This is a genomic window from Paenibacillus sp. NPDC056722 (genome assembly GCF_042790635.1).
In the GTDB taxonomy this organism is placed as follows: domain Bacteria; phylum Bacillota; class Bacilli; order Paenibacillales; family Paenibacillaceae; genus Paenibacillus_AQ; species Paenibacillus_AQ agri.
The window spans coordinates 23646-47960 of sequence record NZ_JBHTYV010000005.1; the positions used below are offsets into that span (position 1 = coordinate 23646).

Annotated in this window: 17 protein-coding genes; 6 read left to right on the forward strand and 11 right to left on the reverse strand. The window is 44.8% G+C overall.

Annotated elements, in window-relative coordinates:
• Positions 1–2 precede the first annotated feature (2 nt).
• From ACFRAM_RS14175 to ACFRAM_RS14190, 4 genes are read right to left on the reverse strand one after another with little or no spacing between them, the layout of a single operon-like run.
• Positions 3–1763 carry a glycosyltransferase family 2 protein gene (locus tag ACFRAM_RS14175; protein ID WP_379466398.1) on the reverse strand — a complete coding sequence of 587 codons (1761 nt, stop codon included), beginning with the start codon at positions 1761–1763 and terminating at the stop codon, positions 3–5.
• A 14-nt stretch (positions 1764–1777) separates the two neighbouring features.
• Entirely contained in the window at positions 1778–2545 is a 768-nt protein-coding gene (locus tag ACFRAM_RS14180) for an ABC transporter ATP-binding protein (protein WP_379466399.1), read from the reverse strand.
• Positions 2546–2554: 9 nt separating this feature from the next.
• Positions 2555–3328: an ABC transporter permease gene (locus ACFRAM_RS14185; RefSeq protein ID WP_379466400.1), complete on the reverse strand. Its 774-nt coding sequence runs from the start codon at positions 3326–3328 to the stop codon at positions 2555–2557.
• 56 nt (positions 3329–3384) lie between these two features.
• Positions 3385–4359, reverse strand: a complete 975-nt coding sequence (locus tag ACFRAM_RS14190; RefSeq protein ID WP_379466401.1) for a glycosyltransferase family 2 protein — start codon at positions 4357–4359, stop codon at positions 3385–3387.
• A 798-nt stretch (positions 4360–5157) separates the two neighbouring features.
• Between ACFRAM_RS14190 and rfbA the strand changes: the two genes are divergently transcribed.
• The 3 genes from rfbA to ACFRAM_RS14205 all read left to right on the forward strand — a co-directional run bounded on the left by rfbA (position 5158) and on the right by ACFRAM_RS14205 (position 9271).
• The gene (gene rfbA / locus ACFRAM_RS14195) at positions 5158–6036 is read left to right on the forward strand and encodes a glucose-1-phosphate thymidylyltransferase RfbA (RefSeq protein WP_379466694.1); all 879 of its coding nucleotides are present in this window, start codon (positions 5158–5160) and stop codon (positions 6034–6036) included.
• A 21-nt stretch (positions 6037–6057) separates the two neighbouring features.
• Complete coding sequence (gene rfbC, locus ACFRAM_RS14200; RefSeq protein ID WP_379466402.1) at positions 6058–6612, forward strand: dTDP-4-dehydrorhamnose 3,5-epimerase; 555 nt, start codon at positions 6058–6060, stop codon at positions 6610–6612.
• Positions 6613–6814: 202 nt separating this feature from the next.
• On the forward strand, positions 6815–9271 hold the full coding sequence (locus tag ACFRAM_RS14205; protein ID WP_379466403.1) for an O-antigen ligase family protein: 2457 nt from the start codon (positions 6815–6817) through the stop codon (positions 9269–9271).
• Between the two features lie 89 nt (positions 9272–9360).
• Here ACFRAM_RS14205 and galU read toward each other — a convergent pair whose 3' ends face one another.
• The 5 genes from galU to uvrB form a co-directional block, all read right to left on the reverse strand.
• Positions 9361–10248 (reverse strand): UTP--glucose-1-phosphate uridylyltransferase GalU, encoded by an 888-nt coding sequence (gene galU / locus ACFRAM_RS14210; protein ID WP_175371538.1) that lies wholly within the window; start codon positions 10246–10248, stop codon positions 9361–9363.
• A 214-nt stretch (positions 10249–10462) separates the two neighbouring features.
• The gene (locus ACFRAM_RS14215; RefSeq protein WP_379466404.1) at positions 10463–13015 is read right to left on the reverse strand and encodes a U32 family peptidase; all 2553 of its coding nucleotides are present in this window, start codon (positions 13013–13015) and stop codon (positions 10463–10465) included.
• Positions 13016–13236: 221 nt separating this feature from the next.
• A complete protein-coding gene (locus ACFRAM_RS14220) occupies positions 13237–13446 on the reverse strand; it encodes a DUF2759 family protein (RefSeq protein ID WP_066378701.1) in 210 nt (69 codons plus the stop codon).
• A 319-nt stretch (positions 13447–13765) separates the two neighbouring features.
• Entirely contained in the window at positions 13766–16639 is a 2874-nt protein-coding gene (gene uvrA / locus ACFRAM_RS14225; protein WP_379466405.1) for an excinuclease ABC subunit UvrA, read from the reverse strand.
• A 225-nt stretch (positions 16640–16864) separates the two neighbouring features.
• A complete protein-coding gene (gene uvrB, locus ACFRAM_RS14230; protein ID WP_379466406.1) occupies positions 16865–18856 on the reverse strand; it encodes an excinuclease ABC subunit UvrB in 1992 nt (663 codons plus the stop codon).
• Positions 18857–19033: 177 nt separating this feature from the next.
• Between uvrB and ACFRAM_RS14235 the strand changes: the two genes are divergently transcribed.
• The 3 genes from ACFRAM_RS14235 to ACFRAM_RS14245 all read left to right on the forward strand — a co-directional run bounded on the left by ACFRAM_RS14235 (position 19034) and on the right by ACFRAM_RS14245 (position 22634).
• Positions 19034–19822: a flagellar motor protein gene (locus ACFRAM_RS14235; RefSeq protein WP_379466407.1), complete on the forward strand. Its 789-nt coding sequence runs from the start codon at positions 19034–19036 to the stop codon at positions 19820–19822.
• Positions 19819–20679 (forward strand): flagellar motor protein MotB, encoded by an 861-nt coding sequence (locus tag ACFRAM_RS14240; RefSeq protein WP_379466408.1) that lies wholly within the window; start codon positions 19819–19821, stop codon positions 20677–20679. The genes ACFRAM_RS14235 and ACFRAM_RS14240 overlap by 4 nt, the downstream gene beginning before the upstream one ends.
• A 269-nt stretch (positions 20680–20948) precedes the next feature.
• Positions 20949–22634, forward strand: a complete 1686-nt coding sequence (locus ACFRAM_RS14245) for a methyl-accepting chemotaxis protein (RefSeq protein ID WP_379466409.1) — start codon at positions 20949–20951, stop codon at positions 22632–22634.
• An 87-nt stretch (positions 22635–22721) separates the two neighbouring features.
• On the opposite strand, the gene ACFRAM_RS14250 is transcribed toward ACFRAM_RS14245, so the two are convergent.
• The gene (locus tag ACFRAM_RS14250; RefSeq protein ID WP_379466410.1) at positions 22722–22910 is read right to left on the reverse strand and encodes a hypothetical protein; all 189 of its coding nucleotides are present in this window, start codon (positions 22908–22910) and stop codon (positions 22722–22724) included.
• Positions 22911–22976: 66 nt separating this feature from the next.
• On the reverse strand, positions 22977–24131 hold the full coding sequence (locus ACFRAM_RS14255) for a cation:proton antiporter (protein WP_379466411.1): 1155 nt from the start codon (positions 24129–24131) through the stop codon (positions 22977–22979).
• Between the last annotated feature and the right edge of the window lie 184 nt (positions 24132–24315).

A 24315-nucleotide genomic window follows, 5' to 3' on the forward strand; every position in this document is an offset into this window, starting at 1 on the left:
CCTTAGATATTTTTTAATTTATTCAAATTCCTTAGTAAAAATCTATAAACAGCATAAAGAAGTCTATATTTATTCTTTAAGGAATTTGTTTGGTTTTGCTCAATTAAATCCATTACATTTACTGAAACCTCGTATCCATTCATTTGACAAAAATATTCTTTTTGCTTTTCTCTAACATAATCTAATGCATTGTCCAAAATTTGCTGACGAGTTTGAATTTGCGCTGAATGAAAAGGAACACGATATAAGGATGTGGTCTTGTCCACAAAATAGAAATCATTCTCCAACGCCAATCTCATCCAAAAATCCCAATCTTCCAAAGCATCCATTTTCTCATCAAAATATATTTTATCTCGCACGAGCTCCTTGCTAAACATAACACATTGTATTGGTAAATAATTTTGGTAGAATAATTTCACTCTATTAAATTTATTCTTAAAAACTACTTTGTACTCATGATTTCTTTTTGTGCGATCAGAGAAGTACTCCGTAGGAACCTCAAAGGCAACAGAATATGCAACAGAAATAGAATGATTAGACAATTCGTTAACAAGCACTTCTACGTGATCAGAAAACAGTAAATCATCATCATCTAAAAAGTTAAGGAATTCTCCATTTGCCTTATCTAAAGCAATATTAGCAGCTTTGGAACGTCCAACTTTTTCATCCGTACTAAAAAATGCAATATTAAGATCATGGAAATCTTCATTTATTAGTTTCTCTGAAAGCCTGCTCCCATCCTCTACAACAATTACTTCTATATTAGTATACGTTTGGTTTCTAATGCTCGTCAAAGCCTCTTTTAGTAGTTCCGTTCTACCTATCGTTCTAACTAGAATAGAAACAAGCGGTTTGTATTCCTGTTGTATGAAATTATAATAAAACCCTCCAGTTCTTGTCACCTCGTAATCCCAACCAACGAATGTGGGTTTAAGTTTTTTCAAGGTTAACCTATAAAAAGAAGGAATTCTCCAAATGTTCCGAATATATGCCAATATCAATCTCTTTCTAATACCATTAATCGGTTTATTTCTAATAAGCATATATAAAAACTTAATATGCCATAAAATAATATGACGGATTGAACCATATCTAACTTTTAAATTCAGGTTATTTATTAAGCTATTGATAAATTGGTTCGGTTTGATTTCATTAACTTCTTTATACGAATAATGATTGATAATACAATGGGGCATATAAATTAGACGATAGCCTTTGGAACGAATTCTCCAGCTTAAATCAACATCTTCCGCATACATAAATATGGCTTTATCAAAGCCTTTAACTTCAGTAAACACATCCCTTCGGACAATAAAAGCAGCACCAGAAATCCAACTTGTGGAAAGGCTTATAGGGTCATAGTACTTGGGATGTTCATAGGGAAATTGTCTGAACTCCCATGCTGCAACATCATCTATACTGCGTTTGATAATCATGGACGCATTAAGAATAGAATCCTCCAGAACTTCCGTATCAATATTTAAGAAAAATATATATTCTGATTTCCCTTGTGCCGCAGCCATATTATTCGCTACCCCAAAGCCTACATTTGTACTGCTTTGAATCAGCTTAATGCTTCCAAAACAAGATTTATATTTAAGAATCTCTAATTCAATTTTTGAGATAGTTGAATCTGAAGATGCGTTATCAATAATAAAGAGGTTTAATTTCTCTTTAGGATAATGACAACGAGATATGCTGCCAATACACTTCTCGACCCATTTCTCCGAATTGTATGTGACGATGATAATATCTAAATCCATTTAAAGACTTCCCTTCACCCATGCTCCTTCAGGTCCTCGTTAGTTTGAGTTTGAAGGCTCATGTATTGATTACATATTTCTTCAACGTGACCATAGCCGATTAGTTTGCCTCCATTAAGTAAAAAAGCTCTTTGACACATTCCTCTGATCTGTTCGATAGAATGCGAAACCATTATGACTGTAGTGTCGTCTGTAATCATAGATTTGATTCTCTCTTCACATTTTTGCTGGAATTTATAATCCCCTACAGATAGTATTTCATCAACAATCAAAATATCCGGTTTTACTACAGTAGCTATACTAAATCCAATCCGGGCAACCATCCCAGAAGAATAGTTTTTTAAAGGAACGTCAAGAAAGGAATGAATTTCTGCAAAATCAACTATATCATCGAATTTACTTTCAATAAATTTTCGGGAGTATCCTAAAATAGCACCATTTAGGTAGATGTTTTCTCTTGCAGTAAGTTCCATGTCAAACCCAGCACCAAGTTCAATTAATGGAGCAATCTTACCATTCGTCTCCACTTGCCCGTCTGTTGGGTTCAACACTCCTGCTATGGTCTTCAATAAAGTGCTTTTACCAGCACCGTTAAATCCCAGTATTCCAACTACCTCACCTTTGAAAATAGACAACGAGATATGATTCAAAGCATGGAATTTCTCAGAAACAAGCTGTCTTTTAATTTTTTTAATTATAAACTCTTTGAAGCCACTTATATTTTCTTTATGCAAATCGAAGACAACAGACACATCTTTCAAGTTAATTGCTAAGGTTTCCATTTATTCACCTCATACAAAAAGAACAATTTTGTTTTCGTTTTTCTTAAAAATCTTATAACCTAAAAGAAGCGATACAAGGCAGTAAGTTATGGCAAGTACGTTTAATTTAAGATCTGGCAATTGCCCATCTAGAACCAACGTTCTAAAGTAGTATATGAATACATATATAGGATTTAGCTCCACAAAAAACCTGTAAGTTTCCGGTATAATTTCAATCGGATAAAATGTTGCTGAGAAAAAGGATAACAAACTCAAGAAAATTCCGTATATATGCAAAATATCTCTATAAAAAACGGTCAATGAGGAGAGTATCAGTCCAATACCTATAGAAAACAAAAACACAAACAAAATGGGAATGAAAAACAGAACTGATGTTAACGGCAAGTTATATCCCATAAAAATAGTAATAATAAGAATAGCTATTAATGAAAATGACATATTCACTAGCGAGAAAAATATTTTCGAAAGTGGGAAGATATACTTGGGAGTATACACTTTTTTTATGAGAGAACCATTTTCAATCAAACCTGTTTGAGCTAGTCCAGTCGCTTCTGCAAAAAAAGCATACACAACTTGACCAATAAGAAAATAAATTGGAAAATCTTTAATCTGATTTTTAAACATAGTAGAGAAAATAATTGTAGTGATTGCCATAAATAGTAGTGGGTTAAGTACGCTCCATATGATCCCTAACGAAGAGCGTCTATATTTTTTTTTAAGGTCTCTTTTCACTAATTCGAATAATAACTCTCTATACCTGTATATTTCACTGAATATCTTCATACCCGTCTTCACACTTTCCTAATTAATAATGTAAATTAACTTTATTCTACCTTATGTCACCTAGCTTTGTTCTTTATATACCTTATGGTAGATGCAAATAATTCTCCTTGAATCTTTACATAATACAGCGCATGCCGAACACTAAATTTTTGCCGCTGAACATACTTCAGATGAATTAACGCTTCGTAAAGTCCACTTAGATAAACTTTCCCCCAACCCTTGGTAACAAAAAAAACATATTTTATTAAGAATCCGATAAGCAACATGGGGAGATTTATTAAAAGTTGAAAAAGAGGCATGTTTTTGTAGAATAAAAAAACATTATTCCTAGCAGACAGTTTTATTTTAAAATCGTTATACTGAGATCCGGACGTACCACTGCCAATGTGATATACGATGGCATCTTGACAATAATAATTATGATAACCGTACAACTTAGCTCTATAACCGATATCAACATCCTCAAGGTAGGCAAAAAAATCCTCATCAAATAGCCCAATTTCATTTAGTATAGATTTCCGATATATTGCAGCTCCTGCACAAGAACTGAAAATATGTCCACTTCCTTGAAATTCAGAAACTTTCTTCCCATCGCCCCGCTTAAAAGCCCAGCCGAAAAGTGTCAACTCATCTCCGGCGTCATCGATAATATCCCTTTCATCAAATCGGATCATATTACTCGACACCGAAAATGCTGACTTGCTTTGATTAATATGTCGGTATAACGATACTAACCAATTTCCATCCACCTCAGTATCATTATTGAGAAGTATGATGAATTCGCCTTTTGAAACATACATCCCTTCATTCACCGCTCTACTAAACCCATAATTCCGATCCAATTCGATGACAATAATTTCAGGGAATTCGGCTCGAACAAAGTCAACACTTAGGTCCGTTGATGCGTTATCGACCAAGATTACTTCAAAAGAAATCTCTGAGGTTTCTTTTTGTTCATATAAAGAGCGTAAGCATACTTCTAGAAATTTGCGCCCATTATAATTAGGTATAACAATTGAACAATTCACCATAATGGATTAGTCCATTTCGTTTAGATTTATTAAAAGTACCTCTACGGTTTTTTCTCTTGATTTCTACACTGACTTACTTTTATCTCTGTTTGTTGCAGCTACGAATTATATAGAAGCAAATATGCCCCTGATTCATTCGATATAAGTAGCTATTTTCATTGTCATCATCTGCCTCCTTAGAAATAAACAAATTAATGGTACCATACAAACCGCTGCATTGACAGTGGATATCCTTGTAACGTTAACTACGAGAATATGGAGTTAACCTTCCTCTTCCAACATGTCAATACATACACCGCGGTTTCGATTTTTTTTAGTCCTGTTCTCTGCCTAATCCATACGCAAAATGTTTAGTACACTGGCGTATGGCTTCATGCTGGTGCCAATTTTCTCAAAAAGCAAGCCCCATCACATCTGGGAAACTTTTTAAAATTTAGTAGCTAAGTAACTACTATTATAATAAAATAGATTGATATCTCCAAGGCTCCCCCCTTGAAAATGGGAACAGTTCAAAAAACAAAGGATGGTTAAGGTGTTTTAAAGGATAGTATGAAGAACACGGTTCGAACACCCTTAAGCAAGACAATAGAGAATTAACTTATAAGTATAGATGATTAAGATACGAAAAAAAATCAAAGTATAGTTTAAGGAATAGACTCTCTATGCTTTACGCTGTAGAATCGTAAGCGAATGCGAAAACGGTCAGCTTCTATGAACTAGGAGAATCTTCATAACTCAAATTCCAGCTAGTGGTTTCACCAGAAATTTTACTAATTTAGTGGGAGAGTTGCATTGAAAATGAGAGGAATTATTTTAGCCGGCGGTAGCGGTACACGCTTATATCCTTTGACGATGGTCACGAGTAAACAGTTGCTACCAATTTATGATAAACCTATGATATATTACCCCTTATCCACTTTAATGTTGGCTGGTATAAAGGATATTTTAGTTATCTCTACACCAGAAGACACACCTCGATTCACTAATCTTTTGGGCGATGGCTCACAGTTTGGGATTTCGCTAGAGTATATCGTTCAACCAAATCCAGATGGATTAGCACAAGCCTTTATTTTAGGTGAATCATTTATAGCAAATGATTCCGTAGCTATGATTCTTGGCGACAATATCTATTATGGAAACGGTATTCGCAAAATGTTGAAACGTGCAGCTAGCAAGGAAAAAGGTGCCACTGTTTTTGGTTATCATGTGCAAGATCCGGAGCGTTTCGGTGTGGTTGAATTTAATATTGATGGTAAAGTCCTTAGTGTTGAAGAAAAACCCCAATCTCCGAAATCAAACTATGCCATAACGGGTCTATACTTCTATGATAACCGCGTTGTGGAAATCGCAAAAAATGTTGAACCTTCCCCTCGAGGAGAATTGGAAATAACTTCAATTAATGAAGAATATCTAAAACTTGGAGAATTGGATGTTGAACTACTTGGTCGTGGCTATACATGGCTTGATACAGGTACTCATCAAAGCTTGGTGGATGCGACTAATTTTGTAAGAACAATTGAAGACCATCAAGGAATTAAGATTGCAGCTCTTGAAGAAATTGCATATATTAATGGATGGATTACTCAAGAACAATTGTTAAAATGTGGAGAAAAATTGAGTAAGACCGGATATGGTCAGTATTTAATAAAGGTTGCAACAGGAAAAATTCAATATTAAATAACAGAAAGTGTGAGTAAAATGAAATTTACTGAGTCTACGTTGAGTGGTGTATGGGTTATTGAACCAGCCATATTTGGAGACCACCGTGGGTGGTTCATGGAAACTTATAGTGAGAGGATATTCAAGGAACATGGTATTAATTTAAACTTTCTTCAAGACAATCAATCTTTTTCCGAAGCTAAAGGAACCCTGCGGGGTCTTCACTTCCAGTTAAACCCAAAAGCACAAAGTAAGCTAGTGCGTTGTACACAGGGGTCCATTTTTGATGTCGCTGTCGACCTCCGTAAAGGAAGTCCCAATTACGGAAAATGGTTCGGAATTGAGCTGTCCGCTGAAAATAAAAAGCAACTATTAATACCCAAGGGCTTTGCCCACGGCTTCATGACTCTAGTTGAGAATGTGGAAGTTCAATATAAAGTGGATGAACTGTACGCGCCAGATTGTGACGGAGGGATATTGTGGAACGATCCTTTTATAGGAATCAAGTGGCCTATTGATGTTGTTCCCGTTTTGTCAGCCAAAGATGAGCATGCGCCTCTTCTAAAAGATAGTCATCTCAATTTCGTCTATTGAAAGTTTCACAAAATAATGAATACACAATAAAATTGGCCTATACTTTCAAAGTTTCCAAGTGGAGCTTTAAGAGCATAGGCCAAGTATATTTTCATTCATTAATCTTCGACTTAGTTTGTGATTAATTTCCATTTATTTTAAGGTTAAACCAATAAATTCGTGCTAAAATATTGTCGTACCTACAGGAAAAGGAGATTATAACGTGTCGAAACCAGTATACGGTAAAAACGCTGTGCAGTCGAGAAATGTTGCAAAGATATCGGGCCCGGTGTGGGCATTAGTTGTTGGTTTTATTTTATTTTTATTCTGGACCCCGTTTCAGGTGGGATTGTTCAATGGGCAGTTAGTAGACTTTGAGAAACCAATCTATGTATCTGCATTGCTTGGAGCACTTATGCTACTTGTTTGGGTGGGCCTAGACTTCAAGAAGTTCAAGTTGGACGAGCAGCGGGACCTAGTAACCGTGTTTGCCGTGTTTCTCCCCATTACCTACGCATTGTCGCTGTTTGTCGCTGTTTCGCATTATATGGCGATGAATATGTTCTTTATTCAGGGCATGTACGCTGCTGTATTCATTATAGCGTTATATCTCTTCAAGCAAAAGCAAGTAAATGTTGTCATTGAGAACGCAGTGCTTACGATTGCTTATCTCATTGTAGGCTTTGGTCTCCTGAATTGGCTTGGAAGCGGGAAACTGGCCGGCAGTCTAGTGGGCTGGTTCTCCAATACTGTGCGCAATGGTAAATATTTAGATGCTGTGATGACAGATTCCAACGGTCTTCGACTAACTTCCATTTTTCAATATGCTAATACCTATGCAGCTTTTCTGATGGCATTTCTATTCGTTGCGGTATTCGCGCTGGTACGCTCGCGCAAATGGTATGGGACGTTGACACACGGCTTTATGTTAGTCCCTATCATTGTGTCCCTGCTGCTAACCCTCTCACGCGGCGGTCTTGTACTGCTTCCTGTGGTGTTTATATTGCTTCTATTGTTCTTAAAGCCTGCGCAACAAATTCTGTGGATTATCCATCTGGGCATTGCTGGGCTGGTATCCCTCGTCATTACCAACCAGGTTACGAATCTTGGTATAGAATTAAACACTGCCTTCTCCTCTTCAGCAGCGCTCAAGGGCTGGGGTTACCTTCTTGGAGCTTCGGTAGTTGTAGCGGGTCTTGGTTGGGTCATCCAACGTTTTGCCGCTCCATGGCTGCAAGAAAAGCTCGGAAGCTGGGCTTCCCGTAAATGGACAGGCTTATGGCTTCCACTGGGTTCCGTTGTGCTGGTTGGTCTTATAGCGTTCTTACTTATTGGTACAAGCGCCAAGAGCATCTTGCCTGGCAATATCGAGACACGTCTTGAAAATATCAACTTTAAGCAGCACAGTGTACTTGAACGCTTTACCTTCTACAAAGATGCTGTCAAAGTAGTGAAGGATTATCCGATCCTTGGTGCTGGCGGTGGCGGATGGTCTGCGCTTTATGAACATTACCAGAACAACCCTTATACAAGCCGTCAGGTACATAACTTCTTTTTACAGTTCCTGATCGAGGTTGGTATTTTAGGTTTCATTGTATTCATGGGCTTCATTCTCTATATCTTCTATAAATATATTCGTGGGTATGTGAGACGGGACAAAGATGAGTTCAATAACGGATTTTTCTTTCTCATTATTACGCTTTCCATTCTTATTCACAGCTTGCTGGACTTCAACATGAGTTATGCGTTTATGGGCATTCTTGTGTTTCTTGGCCTGGCCGGAATGGCTGCTGTCATGGACAGCAAACCACTACGCCGGAATTGGAACAAAGCTGGGCTTCGCCTAGGATATCTGGCGGTAATTACGTTAGGTTCCTTGTTCCTACTGTTCCTCTCAGTGACCTACATCAGCTCCAGCAATGCTGCAGTCAGTGCCAAGAGACTTATGGGTGTCAGCCAATCCTATGAAGAGATCAAAGCCTCTCTTACCAAAGCTTTGAAGAACCGTCCGACTCATCCTGAATCGGTAGTTTACCTCTCTTTAATGGATCAGCAAGTCTATAACCAAACCCAGGATGAGCAGTACCTGAACGAATCCTATAGCCTGGTAACCCGCGCGCTTAAGGATGAACCGTATAATAAGAATCTGTTGAACCAACTGGTGGCCTATTACAACCTCAAGGGTCAAAAAGATCTGGCTCTAGCCGTGTACCGGGATAATGCCGACAAGTTCAATTGGGACATCGAATGGTACAGCGCGCTGATCAGCAATTCTTTCGCGCTCGGTCAGGAAGCGTACAACCAGAAGGATTCAGCAAAAGAACAGGAATATTTCAAAACAGGACTGGCAGCCTATGACCATGTTGTAGCTGGTGTAGAACATCTTAAGACACTCCCTCCGGAACAACTGCAAGGACGGCCGTTCTCGGTCACTCCGGTTATCGCGCTAAATGCCGGTAAAATGCAATATATGTCCGGACAGATTGAGGCAGCAGCTGAAACGCTAAAGCTTGGTCTCGGTCAAGATTACACCGATCTGAACAACCGTGAAATTGCTCGCTGGTACTTGGCGGCACTGAAGAAAAATGGTGGTCAGGATCAAGCAGTATACGATCAGTTAATCGCTGCTGAGCCTACAGAAGCAGCACAAATCGATGAAATTGTAGCCACGCAATTCTAAATACCTGAATACATGCATTACACAAAAACACGGGTACCTTCCTTGAGAGGATAGTTACCCGTGTTTTGCATTTAGTAGATGAAAGTCGACTATTTCGTCGCTTTAGCTGCTTCACTCTCTATGATCTCTTTGAGATAAAGAAGCAAATCGTCTTTTAAATCTTCATGCTGGAGTGCATAATGTATTGTGGTTTGAATAAAGCCCATTTTCTCACCAACATCATGACGGTGGCCTTCAAAATCATAGGCAATAATCCGCTCCACTTCACTTAGGCGTGCTATGGCATCGGTAAGCTGGATTTCTCCGCCTACACCCACCTGTTGCTCACCCAGCATATCGAATATCCGTGGAGTCAGGATATATCGGCCTAGTATGGCCAGGTTAGAGGGCGCATCCTCGCGTTTAGGCTTCTCCACAAGGCGGTTGGCTTTGTAGACCCGATCAGCGATAGGAACTGCATCCACGACGCCATATCGGGACACCTCTTCCCAAGGCACAGGTTGAACACCGACAATAGAGGATTTATATTGGTCATAGACCTCAATCATTTGTTTCAGACAGGGCTTATTTGATTCGACAATGTCGTCACCGAGCAGAACGGCGAACGGCTCGTCCCCGATGAACTTGCGTGCGCACCAGATGGCATGACCGAGACCTCTCGGTTCCTTTTGCCGAATATAGTGGATGTCAGCCATTTCGGATGACTTGCGGACAGATTCCAGCAGTTCCCACTTCTGTTTCTCGGCCAAATTGAACTCCAGTTCGAACGAATTGTCAAAATGGTCCTCAATCGCACGTTTGCCTTTCCCCGTTACGATAATAATGTCCTCAATGCCGGAAGCTACAGCTTCCTCTACAATGTACTGGATAGTTGGCTTATCTACAATGGGTAGCATTTCTTTGGGCATGGCCTTGGTCGCAGGCAAAAAGCGTGTGCCGAGACCGGCAGCCGGGATAATGGCCTTACGAATCTTCATGACATAGGCTCCTTCTATTATAATCAATTCGATATCTCGCAGATGACGAATTAGCATATATATTTTTTAATTATAACAGTAATATCCCATTTATGGCAGTTCAGTGCTCCTTAAAAATTGCTGAATACTCTATCCACCCAAATCCCTTATAATAAAACAGGCGGACAATCCGGGAGATTTCCCGTGTTTGTCCACCTGTTGTGTATATCTTTAATTATTTTGCATTCACAAGTTGTCCGCGGGTAACACCAAGCTGGTTGGTAGCCTTGAGGCTCTTCCATACTTGGGTGCCGGAGATTTCACCACGCAGTGCACGGCTGTACAAGCTGATTACCTCAGCCACCTGTTCAGGTGTCTCTTCCAGGAACTCTACCCGGTATGAGGAGACTCCCAGCTCACGGAAGTTGTTCAAATACTCTGCACCGGATTGTTCTACGGCGTTATACACTGTGTTACGGCAGCCCTCATCCACACGTACAGGGTGGGACATACCGATCCGGTCCTGGAGAGACGCCCGATGCTCTTCGCACGGCCGTCCGCAGTTCGTGTAGTCTGTTCCTTCGCTCATGAAGGTACAATACACGCAGTGCTCAGTGTGGAACATCGGTAGATGCTGATGGATTACGATCTCCATCCGCGAGGTATCACTGCGGCCTAGCAGATCCACCATTTGTTGAATGTTCAGATCGTAGGATGGTGTCACCATATCGCATCCGGCTTCCAAGAACAGGTCAACGGCCTTGTGATTGGCGATATTCAGCGAGAAGTCGCCAATCAATCGTGGATGAACAGCATCCGGCTGTTCCATCCGGCGGCGCAGATAGTAATACAATGCGCCTGTATTGCGCACCAGCACCGCATCCGGCTGAAGACGCAGGATGTTAGCATGGTAGCCGTTCTCGTTCGGCATGTGGATACGCGGCGTTGCCAGCGCAATGCTTGCGCCCGCAGCCCGCACAGCCTCCACGGCTGCCGGGAACTGCTTGATGAACTCAAAGTCGGCGTAAATGTTCTTCACGCCGGCCTTGAGTGCAGCCTCAACCTGCGGGAGGCTGCGGCACAGCGCGGTAAGTCCTGACGCGCCCTGCACACCCCAGCCATCCCGCACAGCCGGAATGGCTGCTTCAGCGACGCCCCTGCGGGTCGCGTCGCCGTAGACCTCTACCGCCCGTTTCACGTAGACGGGCGGTTTCGGGCGCTCGCCCGCAAGCAGCTCCACCGCGCGGCGGCGGATGCTGTTCAGCTCGCGCATAGGCACGATGACGTCGCCTTCCAGATGCGACTCCAGCGCCTCTAGCTGGAACACCGTGCCGCCCAAGCGGCCGAATTGTTCTTCCAGCAGGGCGGCGTCCATCGGACGCTTTTGCGCAGTCTCCAGCGCAAGCTCCGAATCCACCTGGACGGTCACGCCCTTCTGCGTGTCCGTCCACCAAGTCTCCAGCTTCTCACCGGCGCGGCCACTGACCTTCACCTGAACCGGGAATACCCGGTATGGCTTCTCGGTCTCGTAAGACTGACGCAACGCTTTGTCCAGCGCTGGGTCATTGGTTTTCCAGATCCGGTCACCGACATGCAAACGGCGCAGATCCACATCATTACGTCCAGCAATAATATCAACAACCCAGCCTTCACCGGCTTCACCTTCCAGCTTTACGCCTTTACGACGCAAGTCGTAGACGCGTCCGCCTTCTTCCTTCTTCGTAGGATCACCTGCGTCGAATACAATCCCGTCACCACGTTTGAGCGGTGCGTGAATGCGGCAGACTACACCGTCGCGCAGAATTTGTTCAACCGTGCCAAGGTAAACACCACGGCTTTTCGGGAAAGTTCCGTCAACCAGTTTCTTATTGTTCGTTCCATCTAGGAAGCCATGCGTGAAGCCCCGCGAGAAGCTCTGCTGCAGCTCGCGCATTTCTTCCTTAGATGGCGCAGACCACTCCCCGTCAAAGTAACGGTCGATGGCCTTACGGTATTTGCTAACCACGTTAGCTACGTACTCAGGCGTTTTAAGACGTCCTTCGATTTTAAAAGAGGTTACACCCGCTTCAATCAATTCCGGCATCAGTTCAATGGCCGCCAAGTCCTTCGGTGAAAGCAGGTACGTCACATCACCCATCGGTTTGATCTCACCATCGACCATCAGGTCATATGGCAAACGGCAGGCCTGCGCACATTCCCCACGGTTGGCGGAGCGTCCGCCCCACATTTCCGAGGTTAGACATTGACCGGAATAGGAGACGCAAAGCGCACCATGAACGAATACTTCCATCGGCAGACGTGCCTGATCACCGATCGTGCGAATCTGCTTCAAGTTATTTTCGCGGCCCAGTACCACACGTTCCATCCCGAACGGCTTTGTAAATTCAACCGCCTCCGGCGAAGTAATGGTCATCTGTGTGGAACCATGAATCGGGAAGTCCGGGGAAATCTCGCGGATCAGCTTAACCAGTCCCAAATCCTGTACAATCACCGCATCTACACCTGCATCCACGCAGGCATCAATCAGTTCCTTAGCTTCAGGTAGTTCATTCTCAAACACAAGTATATTAAAGGTCAGAAAGCCTTTTACACCATAGCTGTGTAGAAAAGCCATAATCTCCGGCAGCTCGTCCATGCGGAAGTTGTTCGCTCTAGCCCGTGCATTAAATTTCTCTACGCCAAAAAAGACAGCGTCCGCTCCGTTCGCCACAGCCGCCCGCATACAGTCCCAGTCACCAGCCGGAGCCAGCAACTCCACGTCTTCTCTGCGTATGTCCTGCTCTTTCATTTATATCCTCCCAAACCGTCCAAGACGGGTCATTTCTATACGTTTAACTTATTTATTGTATCAAAAATCACACCTATTCGCCATGTGTTTGCCAATATTTAATATAACCCCGATTGTACATAATCCGCTTCTATCGCAAATAAAAAGACACCTTTATTTCGCCACGGCGGTAAAGGAGTCTTTCGGACTTCACTTTTCAGTTATCCTGGATTGCCCTTATTTTAGCTCAACCAGTTCATCACCATGGCATAATCGGAAACGACGAAGACAAGCAAGCTCACTGCACCAAAAGCAATGGCGAATTTGTTCTTCTGCGGAGCCTTCAGCAGCCGTACTACCCCAACCAAGATGAGGATCGTGAACAAAATCATGAATACATCAAAGGTATGAAATTTAGACGGTTCTTGCGCGGCAGCTTCTGCAAGCAGCATGGCGATACCTCCTCAAAAGTTTTGTCAAGCAAGCACCTTTATTCCCATATTCCCTTCTATGTTATCGCTACCATTTGGGCTGCGCAAGAGGTATTGTGCAAAAAATGAGGTAAATGTCATAAAAAATATAATTTTCATCCATTTTTCACTTAAAAGAGATGATTTTCATCATTTACAAAAAGGGATGATCCCAAACTCTCCCCTCTGTGCCATCTCGCTTGCTTTTACTTTTTTGTTCAGCTTGTATAAGCTTACCTTTCTTTTGGCTATGTAAAAAGAGCCACGCTATCGCGTGGCCCTCTACCTAAGATTACATCCTCTAGCTAATATCCGATGTCTCCAACCGCAGAGCTTCGGTCCGCTCCGTGTCACGGAGCAGGATAGGCTTCAAGTATCTGCCCGTGTAAGACGCCTCAACAGTAATCAGCTTTTCTGGTGTGCCTGTAGCCAGCACGGTTCCTCCACCGCTGCCGCCTTCTGGTCCCATATCGATCAGATAATCGGCGGTCTTGATGACATCCAGATTATGCTCAATGACCAGCACAGATTCTCCGGAGTCTACAAGGCGATGTAGCACTTCCAGCAGGCGGCCGATGTCATCCACATGCAACCCGGTAGTAGGCTCGTCCAGGATATACAGGGTCTTGCCTGTGCTGCGGCGGTACAATTCAGAAGCCAGCTTCACACGCTGTGCTTCCCCACCGGACAGTGTCGTTCCCGGCTGGCCAATCTTGATGTACCCGAGGCCAACATCAAGCAGCGTCTGCATTTTACGGTGAATACGCGGAATGTTAACGAAGAATTCCGTCGCATCCTCCACAGTCATTTCAAGCACATCGGAAATATTTTTGCCTTTATATTTTACTTCCAGAGTCTCACGATTATATCGCTTGCCTTTGCAGACCTCACAAGGCACATAGACGTCAGGCAGGAAGTGCATCTCGATCTTGATGATTCCGTCCCCACGGCAGGCCTCGCAACGCCCACCCTTGACGTTGAAGCTGAAGCGTCCCTTCTGGAAACCGCGCACCTTAGCTTCATTAGTCTTGGCGAACAGATCACGAATGTCATCGAACACGCCGGTATAGGTGGCCGGATTAGAACGCGGAGTCCGTCCGATTGGCGACTGGTCAATTTCAATCACCTTGTCCAGATTCTCAAGCCCTCTGATCTCCTTGTGCAGTCCCGGACGAACCTTCACTGCTTTGTTCAGATGGCGAGCGAGACTCTTATACAAAATCTCATTGACCAACGAAGACTTACCGGACCCCGATACGCCTGTTACAGCCGTAAAGACACCGAGTGGGATTTTAACATTGACGTTCTTCAGATTATTCTCTTTAGCACCACGGATCTCCAGCCAACGATCATCCGTCGGACGGCGCTTGGAGGTGACAGGGATAAATTTCCGACCGCTTAAATATTCTCCTGTCAAGGAATTAGGGTCCTTCATAATCTCTTCCGGTGTACCCTGAGCAATGACTTGTCCTCCATGAATCCCTGCACCTGGGCCGATATCAATGATATAATCGGCAGCCATCATCGTGTCCTCATCATGCTCTACCACAATCAAGGTGTTGCCAAGGTCACGCATATGCGCAAGGGTAGAAATCAAGCGATCATTATCACGCTGGTGCAACCCAATACTCGGCTCATCCAGAATATACAGTACGCCCATGAGGCTGGAGCCGATCTGAGTCGCCAGCCGGATACGCTGTGCTTCCCCCCCGGACAAGGAGCCTGCTGCCCGGCTGAGTGTCAGGTAATCCAGGCCTACGTTTACCAAAAAGCCGAGACGGCTGCTGATTTCTTTGAGAATCAAGTTGGCAATGGCTTGCTCTTTCTCAGAAAGAACAACATGTTCAAAGAAATGCTCGCAATCACCAATAGAAAGATCCGTAACATCAGCAATATTGCGATCATTGATCGTCACTGCCAGAATCTCTTTCTTGAGGCGTTTACCTTTGCAGACATGACAAGGCTTCGCGCTCATAAACCCTTCGATGAACTCACGGATCCCGTCCGAAGCCGTCTCGCGGTAGCGACGCTCCAGATTGGGAATGATACCTTCAAAGGCAACCAAAGCATCTTTCTTTTGCCCAAAATCATTTTCGTAACGGAAACGTATCTTCTCACTACCTGTGCCGTTCAACAGCTTATCCATATGATCCGGTGTCAGTTCGCTTACCTGTATGTCTTGTGGAATATTAAAATGCTCACAGACAGACTTCAAAAATTGCGGGTAGTAATTGGAGGTGCTTCCGGTCCAGGCAAGGAAGGCCCCGTCTTCAATAGATTTCCCCGTATCTGGAATCAACAGATCAGGATCGACCACCATTTTCACACCAAGACCATCGCACTCACCGCAAGCTCCGAACGGGCTGTTGAAGGAGAACATCCGCGGCGCCAATTCTTCGATACTAAATCCACAGACTGGGCATGCGAAGTTGGAGCTGAACAGCAACTCTTCCTGGTCAATAATATCAACGAGGATTTTGCCGCCCGACAACTTCAGCGCAGTCTCAATGGAATCTGTCAGCCGGGTCTCGATATCTTCCTTGATGACAATCCGGTCCACAACTACTTCGATGGTATGCTTCTTGTTCTTCTCCAGCTCGATATCCTCGCTTACATCACGCAATTCACCATCCACGCGCACGCGAACAAAGCCTTGCTTGGAAATATCCGTGAAAAGACCTTTATGCTCGCCCTTACGTCCTGAAATCACAGGAGCCAGTATCTGCAGACGTGTCCGTTCTGGATACTGCATAATACGATCCACCATCTGTTCAACTGTCTGCGAAGTGATTTCAATACCATGGTCCGGGCAATGCGGATGACCGATACGTGCGAACAAAAGCCGCAGGTAATCATAGATTTCTGTGACCGTCCCTACCGTGGAACGAGGGTTGCGGCTAGTGGTCTTCTGGTCGATGGAGATTGCTGGCGACAATCCATCGATGGAGTCTACATCCGGCTTCTCCATTTGTCCCAGAAACTGGCGTGCGTAGGCCGACAGCGATTCAACGTAACGTCGCTGCCCTTCAGCATAAATCGTGTCGAACGCCAGCGACGATTTGCCGGAACCACTAAGTCCCGTCAGCACGACGAAGCGGTCACGGGGGATCGTCACGTCTATATTTTTAAGATTGTGCGCCCTAGCGCCTTTAATTACAATATTTTCGTTCGCCAACACTATAACCTCCTAGAGTTCACCCACCCCACTTAACCTTCCGGCTAGACCCGAAGAGCTAAAACTCTCAGGATATCGCTCAAGAAACTGTAGTGATGGGTGGGATTGTGCGGAATGGATCGACTGAACTGAAAGCCGTACAAAGGAATGATCTAAAAAGAACGGCCTGGGATAGCACCGTTCAAATAATATTCTTTTATCGTAAAAAAGAGCGACTTTACACCACTACTCGGCACGCAACTCCAACAAGGCATCACGAAGCTCTGCGGCACGTTCGAACTGTAGGTTCTTGGCCGCATCCTTCATCTCGGCTTCGAGACGCTGCATTAGAGACTGACGCTCTTTCTTGTTCATCTTGCTACCCGCTCCGGTCAGATAGTCAGCCTTCGATTCTGCAACCTTCGTTGCTTCGATGACATCACGTACCCGCTTATGGATCGTTGTTGGTGTAATACCATGCTTCTCATTATAGGCGATCTGAATGGAACGACGGCGCTGGGTCTCACTAATTGCCTTATCCATAGAGTCCGTGATTCGGTCACCGTACATCAGTACCCGTCCTTCGGAGTTCCGCGCGGCGCGCCCAATGGTCTGAATGAGCGAGCGCTCCGAACGAAGGAACCCTTCCTTGTCGGCATCAAGAATGGCAACCAATGATACTTCTGGTAAGTCCAGACCTTCTCTCAGCAAGTTAATCCCCACGAGCACATGGAACGTCCCCAGACGGAGATCGCGTAGAATGGCCATACGCTCCAAGGTTTTGATATCAGAGTGCATATAGCGGACCTTGATTCCGATTTCTTTAAGATAATCGGTCAGATCCTCCGACATTTTCTTAGTGAGAGTAGTGACGAGCACCCGTTCATCCTTGGCGATACGATCGTGAATCTCGCTGATCAGATCGTCGATCTGACCCTCGGTTGGACGAACCTCAATAATAGGGTCCAGCAGGCCAGTAGGCCGGATAATCTGCTGCACCATTGTTGGGCAATGCTCCATTTCATACGGTCCCGGTGTAGCCGACACATATACAAGCTGGCTTGCCTTGCCCTCGAACTCCTCAAATTTGAGCGGCCGGTTATCAAGCGCAGACGGCAATCGGAACCCGTGGTCTACGAGAACGTTCTTGCGCGCTTGGTCACCATTGTACATCGCCCGGATTTGTGGCAGCGTCACATGCGATTCATCTATGACAATAAGCATGTCATCCGGAAAATAATCCAATAGAGTATAGGGGGTCGCCCCCCGTTCCCGGAAGGTAAGCGGACCAGAATAGTTCTCGATCCCGGAGCAGAAGCCCACTTCCTTCATCATCTCGATATCATAGCGTGTACGCTGCTCTAACCGCTGTGCTTCCAAGAGCTTACCTGCATCGCGCAGCGCAGTCAGCCGCTCTTCCAGTTCACGCTCAATATTGACGAGCGCCACCCTCATAGTCTCTTCCTTCGTTACAAAGTGAGATGCCGGAAAAATAGCGACATGATCGCGCTCACCGATCAGTTCACCTGTCAGTACATCAATCTCTGTGATACGCTCGATCTCATCGCCGAACAATTCGACACGGATGGCATGCTCCCCTTGCGACGCCGGGAAGATCTCGATGACATCGCCCCGCACACGGAAGGTGCCGCGTACAAAATTCATATCATTACGCTGATACTGAATATCCACAAGCCGGCTCAGAATCTGGTTTCGCGGCTTCTCCATGCCAACCCGCAGCGATAGCAGCAACCCACCGTATTCCTGCGGCGAGCCGAGGCCATAGATACACGACACACTCGCCACGATAATTACATCACGACGTTCGAACAAAGAACTGGTCGCCGAGTGACGCAGCTTATCTATCTCTTCGTTTATGCTGGAATCTTTCTCAATGTAGGTATCGGAGGAAGGAATATAGGCTTCAGGCTGATAGTAATCGTAGTAGCTGACAAAATAGTCTACCGAGTTGCTAGGAAAGAACTCCTTAAACTCACTCGCAAGCTGTGCAGCCAATGTCTTATTATGTGCGATCACCAGTGTGGGGCGGTTAAGCTTCGAAATCATTTGTGCGATGGTAAAGGTCTTTCCCGTTCCTGTCGCTCCCAGCAGCGTCTGGTGCCTCTTGCCCTGCCGGATGCCTTCTACTAATTCCTCTATGGCATGAGGCTGATCGCCCTGGGGTGTATATTCGGACTCCAGTTCAAAAGTCTTCGTGCTGAGGACAATATCACTCATTTGCCCGTCTCTCCTCTATCGACTAAAATATATTAATATATTATTGTTATCTGAAAATAAGCTCTTCATACGATGGTGATAAAATTTGGAAGATAAGAATACTTGTTCCCGTTCATTATACAGTGTTGACGGTAACGTTGCAAACCATAATATATAGAAATTTAAGGAGCATGCAGCATGGATATTACATCAATAATCGGTATTGTAGCCGGACTCGCGGCCATGATCGGCGGCTTCTTCTGGGAAGGCGGAAGCCTCACCGGCCTGCTACAGCCGAATGCCGCCCTCATTGTGTTTGGAGGAACGCTTGCAGCTATACTGATCAGCTTTCCGGCATCCAGATTGCGCACCCTTCCTGCAGCGCTGTCGCTGGCCTTTGGCAAAAACGCCGGAAACACTGAAGAAAAAGCCGAAGAAATCATTGCAATGGCAGCGATTACGCGGCGCAACGGGGTTCTTGCTCTGGAGAAAAGGGCAGAGGAGCATCCTGACCCCTTCACCCGCGAAGGCCTGCAACTCATGATCGACGGTACCGACCCTGAGCAGGTCCGGCAAATCCTGGAGCTGGAGATGGACGCTCTGGAAGCCAAACATGAAAGCTATGCCAAGATTTTTGAGGCAGCCGGAGGCTATGCGCCTACTATGGGCATCATCGGTACGGTGATGGGTTTGATTCACGTACTAGGAAGTCTAACTGATCCTTCAAGCCTAGGTCCCTCCATCGCGGTCGCCTTTACGGCAACGCTGTATGGGGTTGCCAGCGCCAATCTTATTTTTTTACCCATTGCGTCCAAAATCAAATCCCGCAGCCAGGAGCAGCTGCATGTTATGGAAATGCTGCTCGTCGGTATCCTCGCACTTCGTAACGGGGAACATCAGCAACTGGTGCGCAAGAAGATGAATTCTTTCATTAATGATTCGGCTCCAGCTCCCGCTGAGTCTATCCGCTCAAGAGGCCATTCATGAGACAGCGAAATCGCCGAAAACAGAGAGGAACCGAACAGGACAGCCGTGACCGCTGGATGATCACTTACGCAGACCTTATTACGCTACTGCTTATTTTTTTCGTTGTTCTTTATGCAATGAGCAGCCTGGACACGGAGAAGTATAATGTCGTCACTGGCTCGTTATCCCAAACCTTCAAGAACGGGAGCGCCTTACCAGGCGGAGGCAACGGTCTTCTGGATGGGCAAAAAGGATTAAACGGCACCAGCCCAGGCCGGCAGTCGCAACCAGGTAGTCCGGCACCGGGAAAAGGGCAGGACGCAGGCGGAGCCGAGTCCAGCGAAGGACCTTCCCCAACGAAGTCGGACAACTTGAAACCTTCAGATCGAGAGCTGGCTTTTCGCGAGCAGGAAGCCCGGCTTGCCGAACTGATGGGCGTGATCACCAAATATGTAAAGGACAATAATCTGGGCGACCAGATCTTTGTAGCTGATAAGCCGCAAGGCATCGCGATCACACTCAGTGACCGTTTTCTATTCGATCCTGGCAACGCGGCGCTTAAAGCCCCTGCCCTTCCTGCGTTGAAGCAGCTGTCAGGTCTGTTCCACGGAATCGGTGCTACTATAAGCATTGAAGGCCACACCGACAACATGCCACTCTCTAAGCTATCCCGTTATAGCGACAACTGGGAGTTGTCCGGGGCCCGGGCCCTTTCTGTCCTGCGTTACTTTGTGGACAAAGAAGGGCTGAAGCCAAGTACATTCCAGTACGCGGGTTATGGCGATACGCGCCCGGCGTCCGACAATTCTACCGAAGCCGGACGGCAGAAGAACCGCCGCGTAGAGATTATCGTGCTGCGCCAGCTTCAGGGCAAATAACGGACTTATGCAGGTATAGTATATATACGAAAGTAAGAAAAGCTCCCGCGCCGCCTATTAAACGGCCGGGAGCTTTTCTCATACTTAATTAGCAATCACATCTATTTTTATGAGCATAAAGATCTAATTTTTCACTAATGCGAATTATCACCCCTATCTAAACTCATTCATAATTTCCGATAACAACCTAATAAATCGACTTTTCAAGAATGGAAAATCGTGTTATTGTCGAATTGTGAGGAATAGTTGATTTCAAAAGGGGATGACTTATGAAGTTTAGTATCAGCAACAAAATATTAACTGGTTTTTTAATTATTGCAATTTTTTTAGGATTTATCAGTTTCATATCTTTTTACTATTTACAGGAGATTGATGAATCGTACACCGATCTGGTTAGCAGGCGAGAGAAGATTTTAGCTAATTCCAAAGATATCCGAGCAGACTCTATACAGCAAATGAGCAGTTTACGCGATTATATGCTTAACCAGGACAAAGAGCAGCTTGATAAGCTGCATGATGTGAATGGGAAAATGTCAGAACTAGCGACCGCCACTTTAAGTATGGTACGGCGGGATATCGATAAAAACGACATCAAAAAATTGCAGGAACTGAATCAACAATTCAACGCAGATGCTACCAAGGTTGCTGCATTAATAGACTCAAATAAAGAAGCTGGAATAAAATCCTCTGCTGATGTACTTCAGATTGGTCGGGATATGCAGGAGCTTGCAAACACTATCGCTGACAGACAGCAGAAGCTGGTTGATGAGGGATCTCAAAACAATTCAGCGATGGTTGCCTCAATCAAAAGAGCAATTATGATTATTAGTATCGCAGCCTTCCTTCTGGCTATTCTTGTCGGAATCTTTATCTCCAGAATCATTTCCAAACCCATCGTTTCTATAGCTAACGCTGCCAAAGAAATCGCTTCGGGTAACTTGACTCTTAAAGCCATCGAGACGAAGAACCGGGATGAGGTCGGTGATTTAGCCAAATCCTTCAACCAAATGGTGACCAATCTTCGGGAACTGATTGCCCAAACCACTACAAGCGCTGAGCATTTGGCGGCGGCTTCGGAAGAATTGACGGCAAGCGCTCAACAGACCAACGTAGCGACAGAACAAATTGCTACCTTTATAGAAGAAGTGGCCACCGGATCAAACAAACAGACTCATAGCGTACGAGAAAGTGTGTTAGCCGTCAATGAAATGTCCTCAGGCGCACAACATATTGCTGCCAATGCACAAAATGTCTCCTCCTCCGCCTCTGAAGCCGCAGAAAAATCGTTTGAAGGCAGCCAGGTCATTCAACGGGTTATGGATCAGATGAGCTCCATCCACCAAACCATCAAAAATCTATCGAACGTGATTCATGGGTTGGAGACGAGATCCCAGGGCATTGGGGAAATTGTTAAAATAATTACCGACATCGCCGCACAAACAAACTTGCTGGCATTAAACGCTTCAATTGAAGCTGCACGGGCAGGAGAACAGGGCAGAGGATTTGCAGTAGTGGCAAGCCAAATTCGAAATCTAGCTGAACAGTCTTCCCATTCTTCACGCCAAATTGCCGAACTAATATCAACTATACAACAGGAAACACAGGACGCAACGCAATCTATGGAAGCCAGCATACTGGGAGTGGATGAAGGCATTCTTGTGGTACATATGGCAGGCACATCATTTGAACATATCGATCAGTCGGTACAAAGAGTATTGTCTCAAATTCAAGAGGTTGCTGCTGCTGCAGAAGAGATGTCTGCAAGTTCAGAACAAGTCAACGGTTTAATGGAATTTATATCTACGATCGCTCATGAATCCGCATCAGGCATTCAAGAGATCTCCACTTCAACAGAGGAGCAACTGGCCTCTATGGAAGAAATCTTCTCCTCTGCTTCATCTCTATCCCAAATGGCTGAACGGTTACATAGTCAAATCGACAGATTCAAGGTTTAGGCACGTTATCGCAATTAAAAATGTTGTAACAACAAAGAGCGAACGGGCATACACCCGTTCGCTCTTCAAATTAAATTAATGATTTCATCAAAAAACTCTCACTAAAACAACAATAAACGCGATAATTCCCGCCAGAATTAGCAGGTTCGTCACTTGTCTTATGAACCCTGGAGGACCTTCAAGATGCAATTTCTTTTCGTTGACATCAAAATTCGCTTTGGCTCCATAAGGGTCCATTGGTGGAGACTGCGGCGGTATGTTGTGATTATCGGACATAACGTCAGCTCCTTTTGCAAAGTTTTCTTAATTATAACATTTATATGCAATTATTCACAGTTACGTTTACTCACCTGTCACCATCTCGGGCTCACGGAACATGTATTTCAGTAGCGGTGGAGTGACAAGGGTTGTCACAATCACTACAATAATTACGGATGTGAAATACTCTGGATGCAGCAGTCCACTTTGTAGTCCAGTAGCCGCTATAATCAAGGCAACTTCACCCCTTGAAATCATACCTGCGCCGATAATTGCCGAGGAACGGGTGTTAAATCCGGTCAAACGTGCCCCAAGGCCTCCGCCCAGCATTTTGGTCAGAATAGCGACAACAGTAAGCAGCACGACAAAACCAATCTGTCCTCCTACACCAGCAAAGGTTACGTTCAATCCGATACTCACAAAAAACACCGGTACAAAAATTGAATATGCAATGGGCTCAATCTTGGTCTCTACCGTATGTTTGAATGAGGTCTGGGCAATAGCAATACCAGCAGCAAAAGCGCCGATAATCCCGGCCATCCCGAGCAATTCAGCAAAGTACGCATAACCAAAGCAGATCACGAGCGCTGCAGTAATCGTAGCCTCAGTAACTCTAAGTGGAGCAAGCCATTTCATTAGCCTTGGGACCAGGAAGGCACCCGCGATGATTGCGACGGCAAAAAACAGTACCTTTTTACCAATTAGAAGTCCGATAGACACTTCCGCCCCTGTACCGAAAAAGCTCATCAACACGGCCAGTAAAATCACTACCAGAATATCATCCACTACGGCAGCGCCAAGTATCGTCGAACCTTCGCCCGAATTCAACTTGTTCATGTCCTTCAAAACCTGAACAGAGATGCTCACAGAGGTGGCACTCAAAATGACTCCCATAAACAAGGCATTATGGTCAGTAAAACCGAACCATTCTCCTATAGCAAAGCCACCTGCAAAGGGTAATATGATCCCACCCACTGCCACAGCAAAAGCCGATTTCCAGTTCTTGCGGAGCTGCTCCAGATCCGTCTCCAGACCGGCTATGAACATCAGCAACAGCACGCCGATCTCCGACATGTAATGAATAAATTCCCCATCCTGCACCCAACCCAGCACTGCAGGTCCCAGTACAATTCCGATTATCAGCTTGCCGAGTACTGCCGGCTGCCCCAGTCTTACAGATAAATCCCCGGCCAACTTGGTAAATAACAAAATCAACATCAGATAAAGAATAAATTGCATGGTTTCTCCCACTCCTTTTTCTCTGTCCGGGCCCCTCCTATGAGATAATGATGTCCTAAAAAAGACAAAGAGGAGCCCTTGGTGACAGGCTCCTCCTAATAGCAATAAAATATGCAATTAAATACATGTACATTAATTATAACATGAGTTTACGCCGTTGTCGTTGTCTTCCCTTAGTGACTGT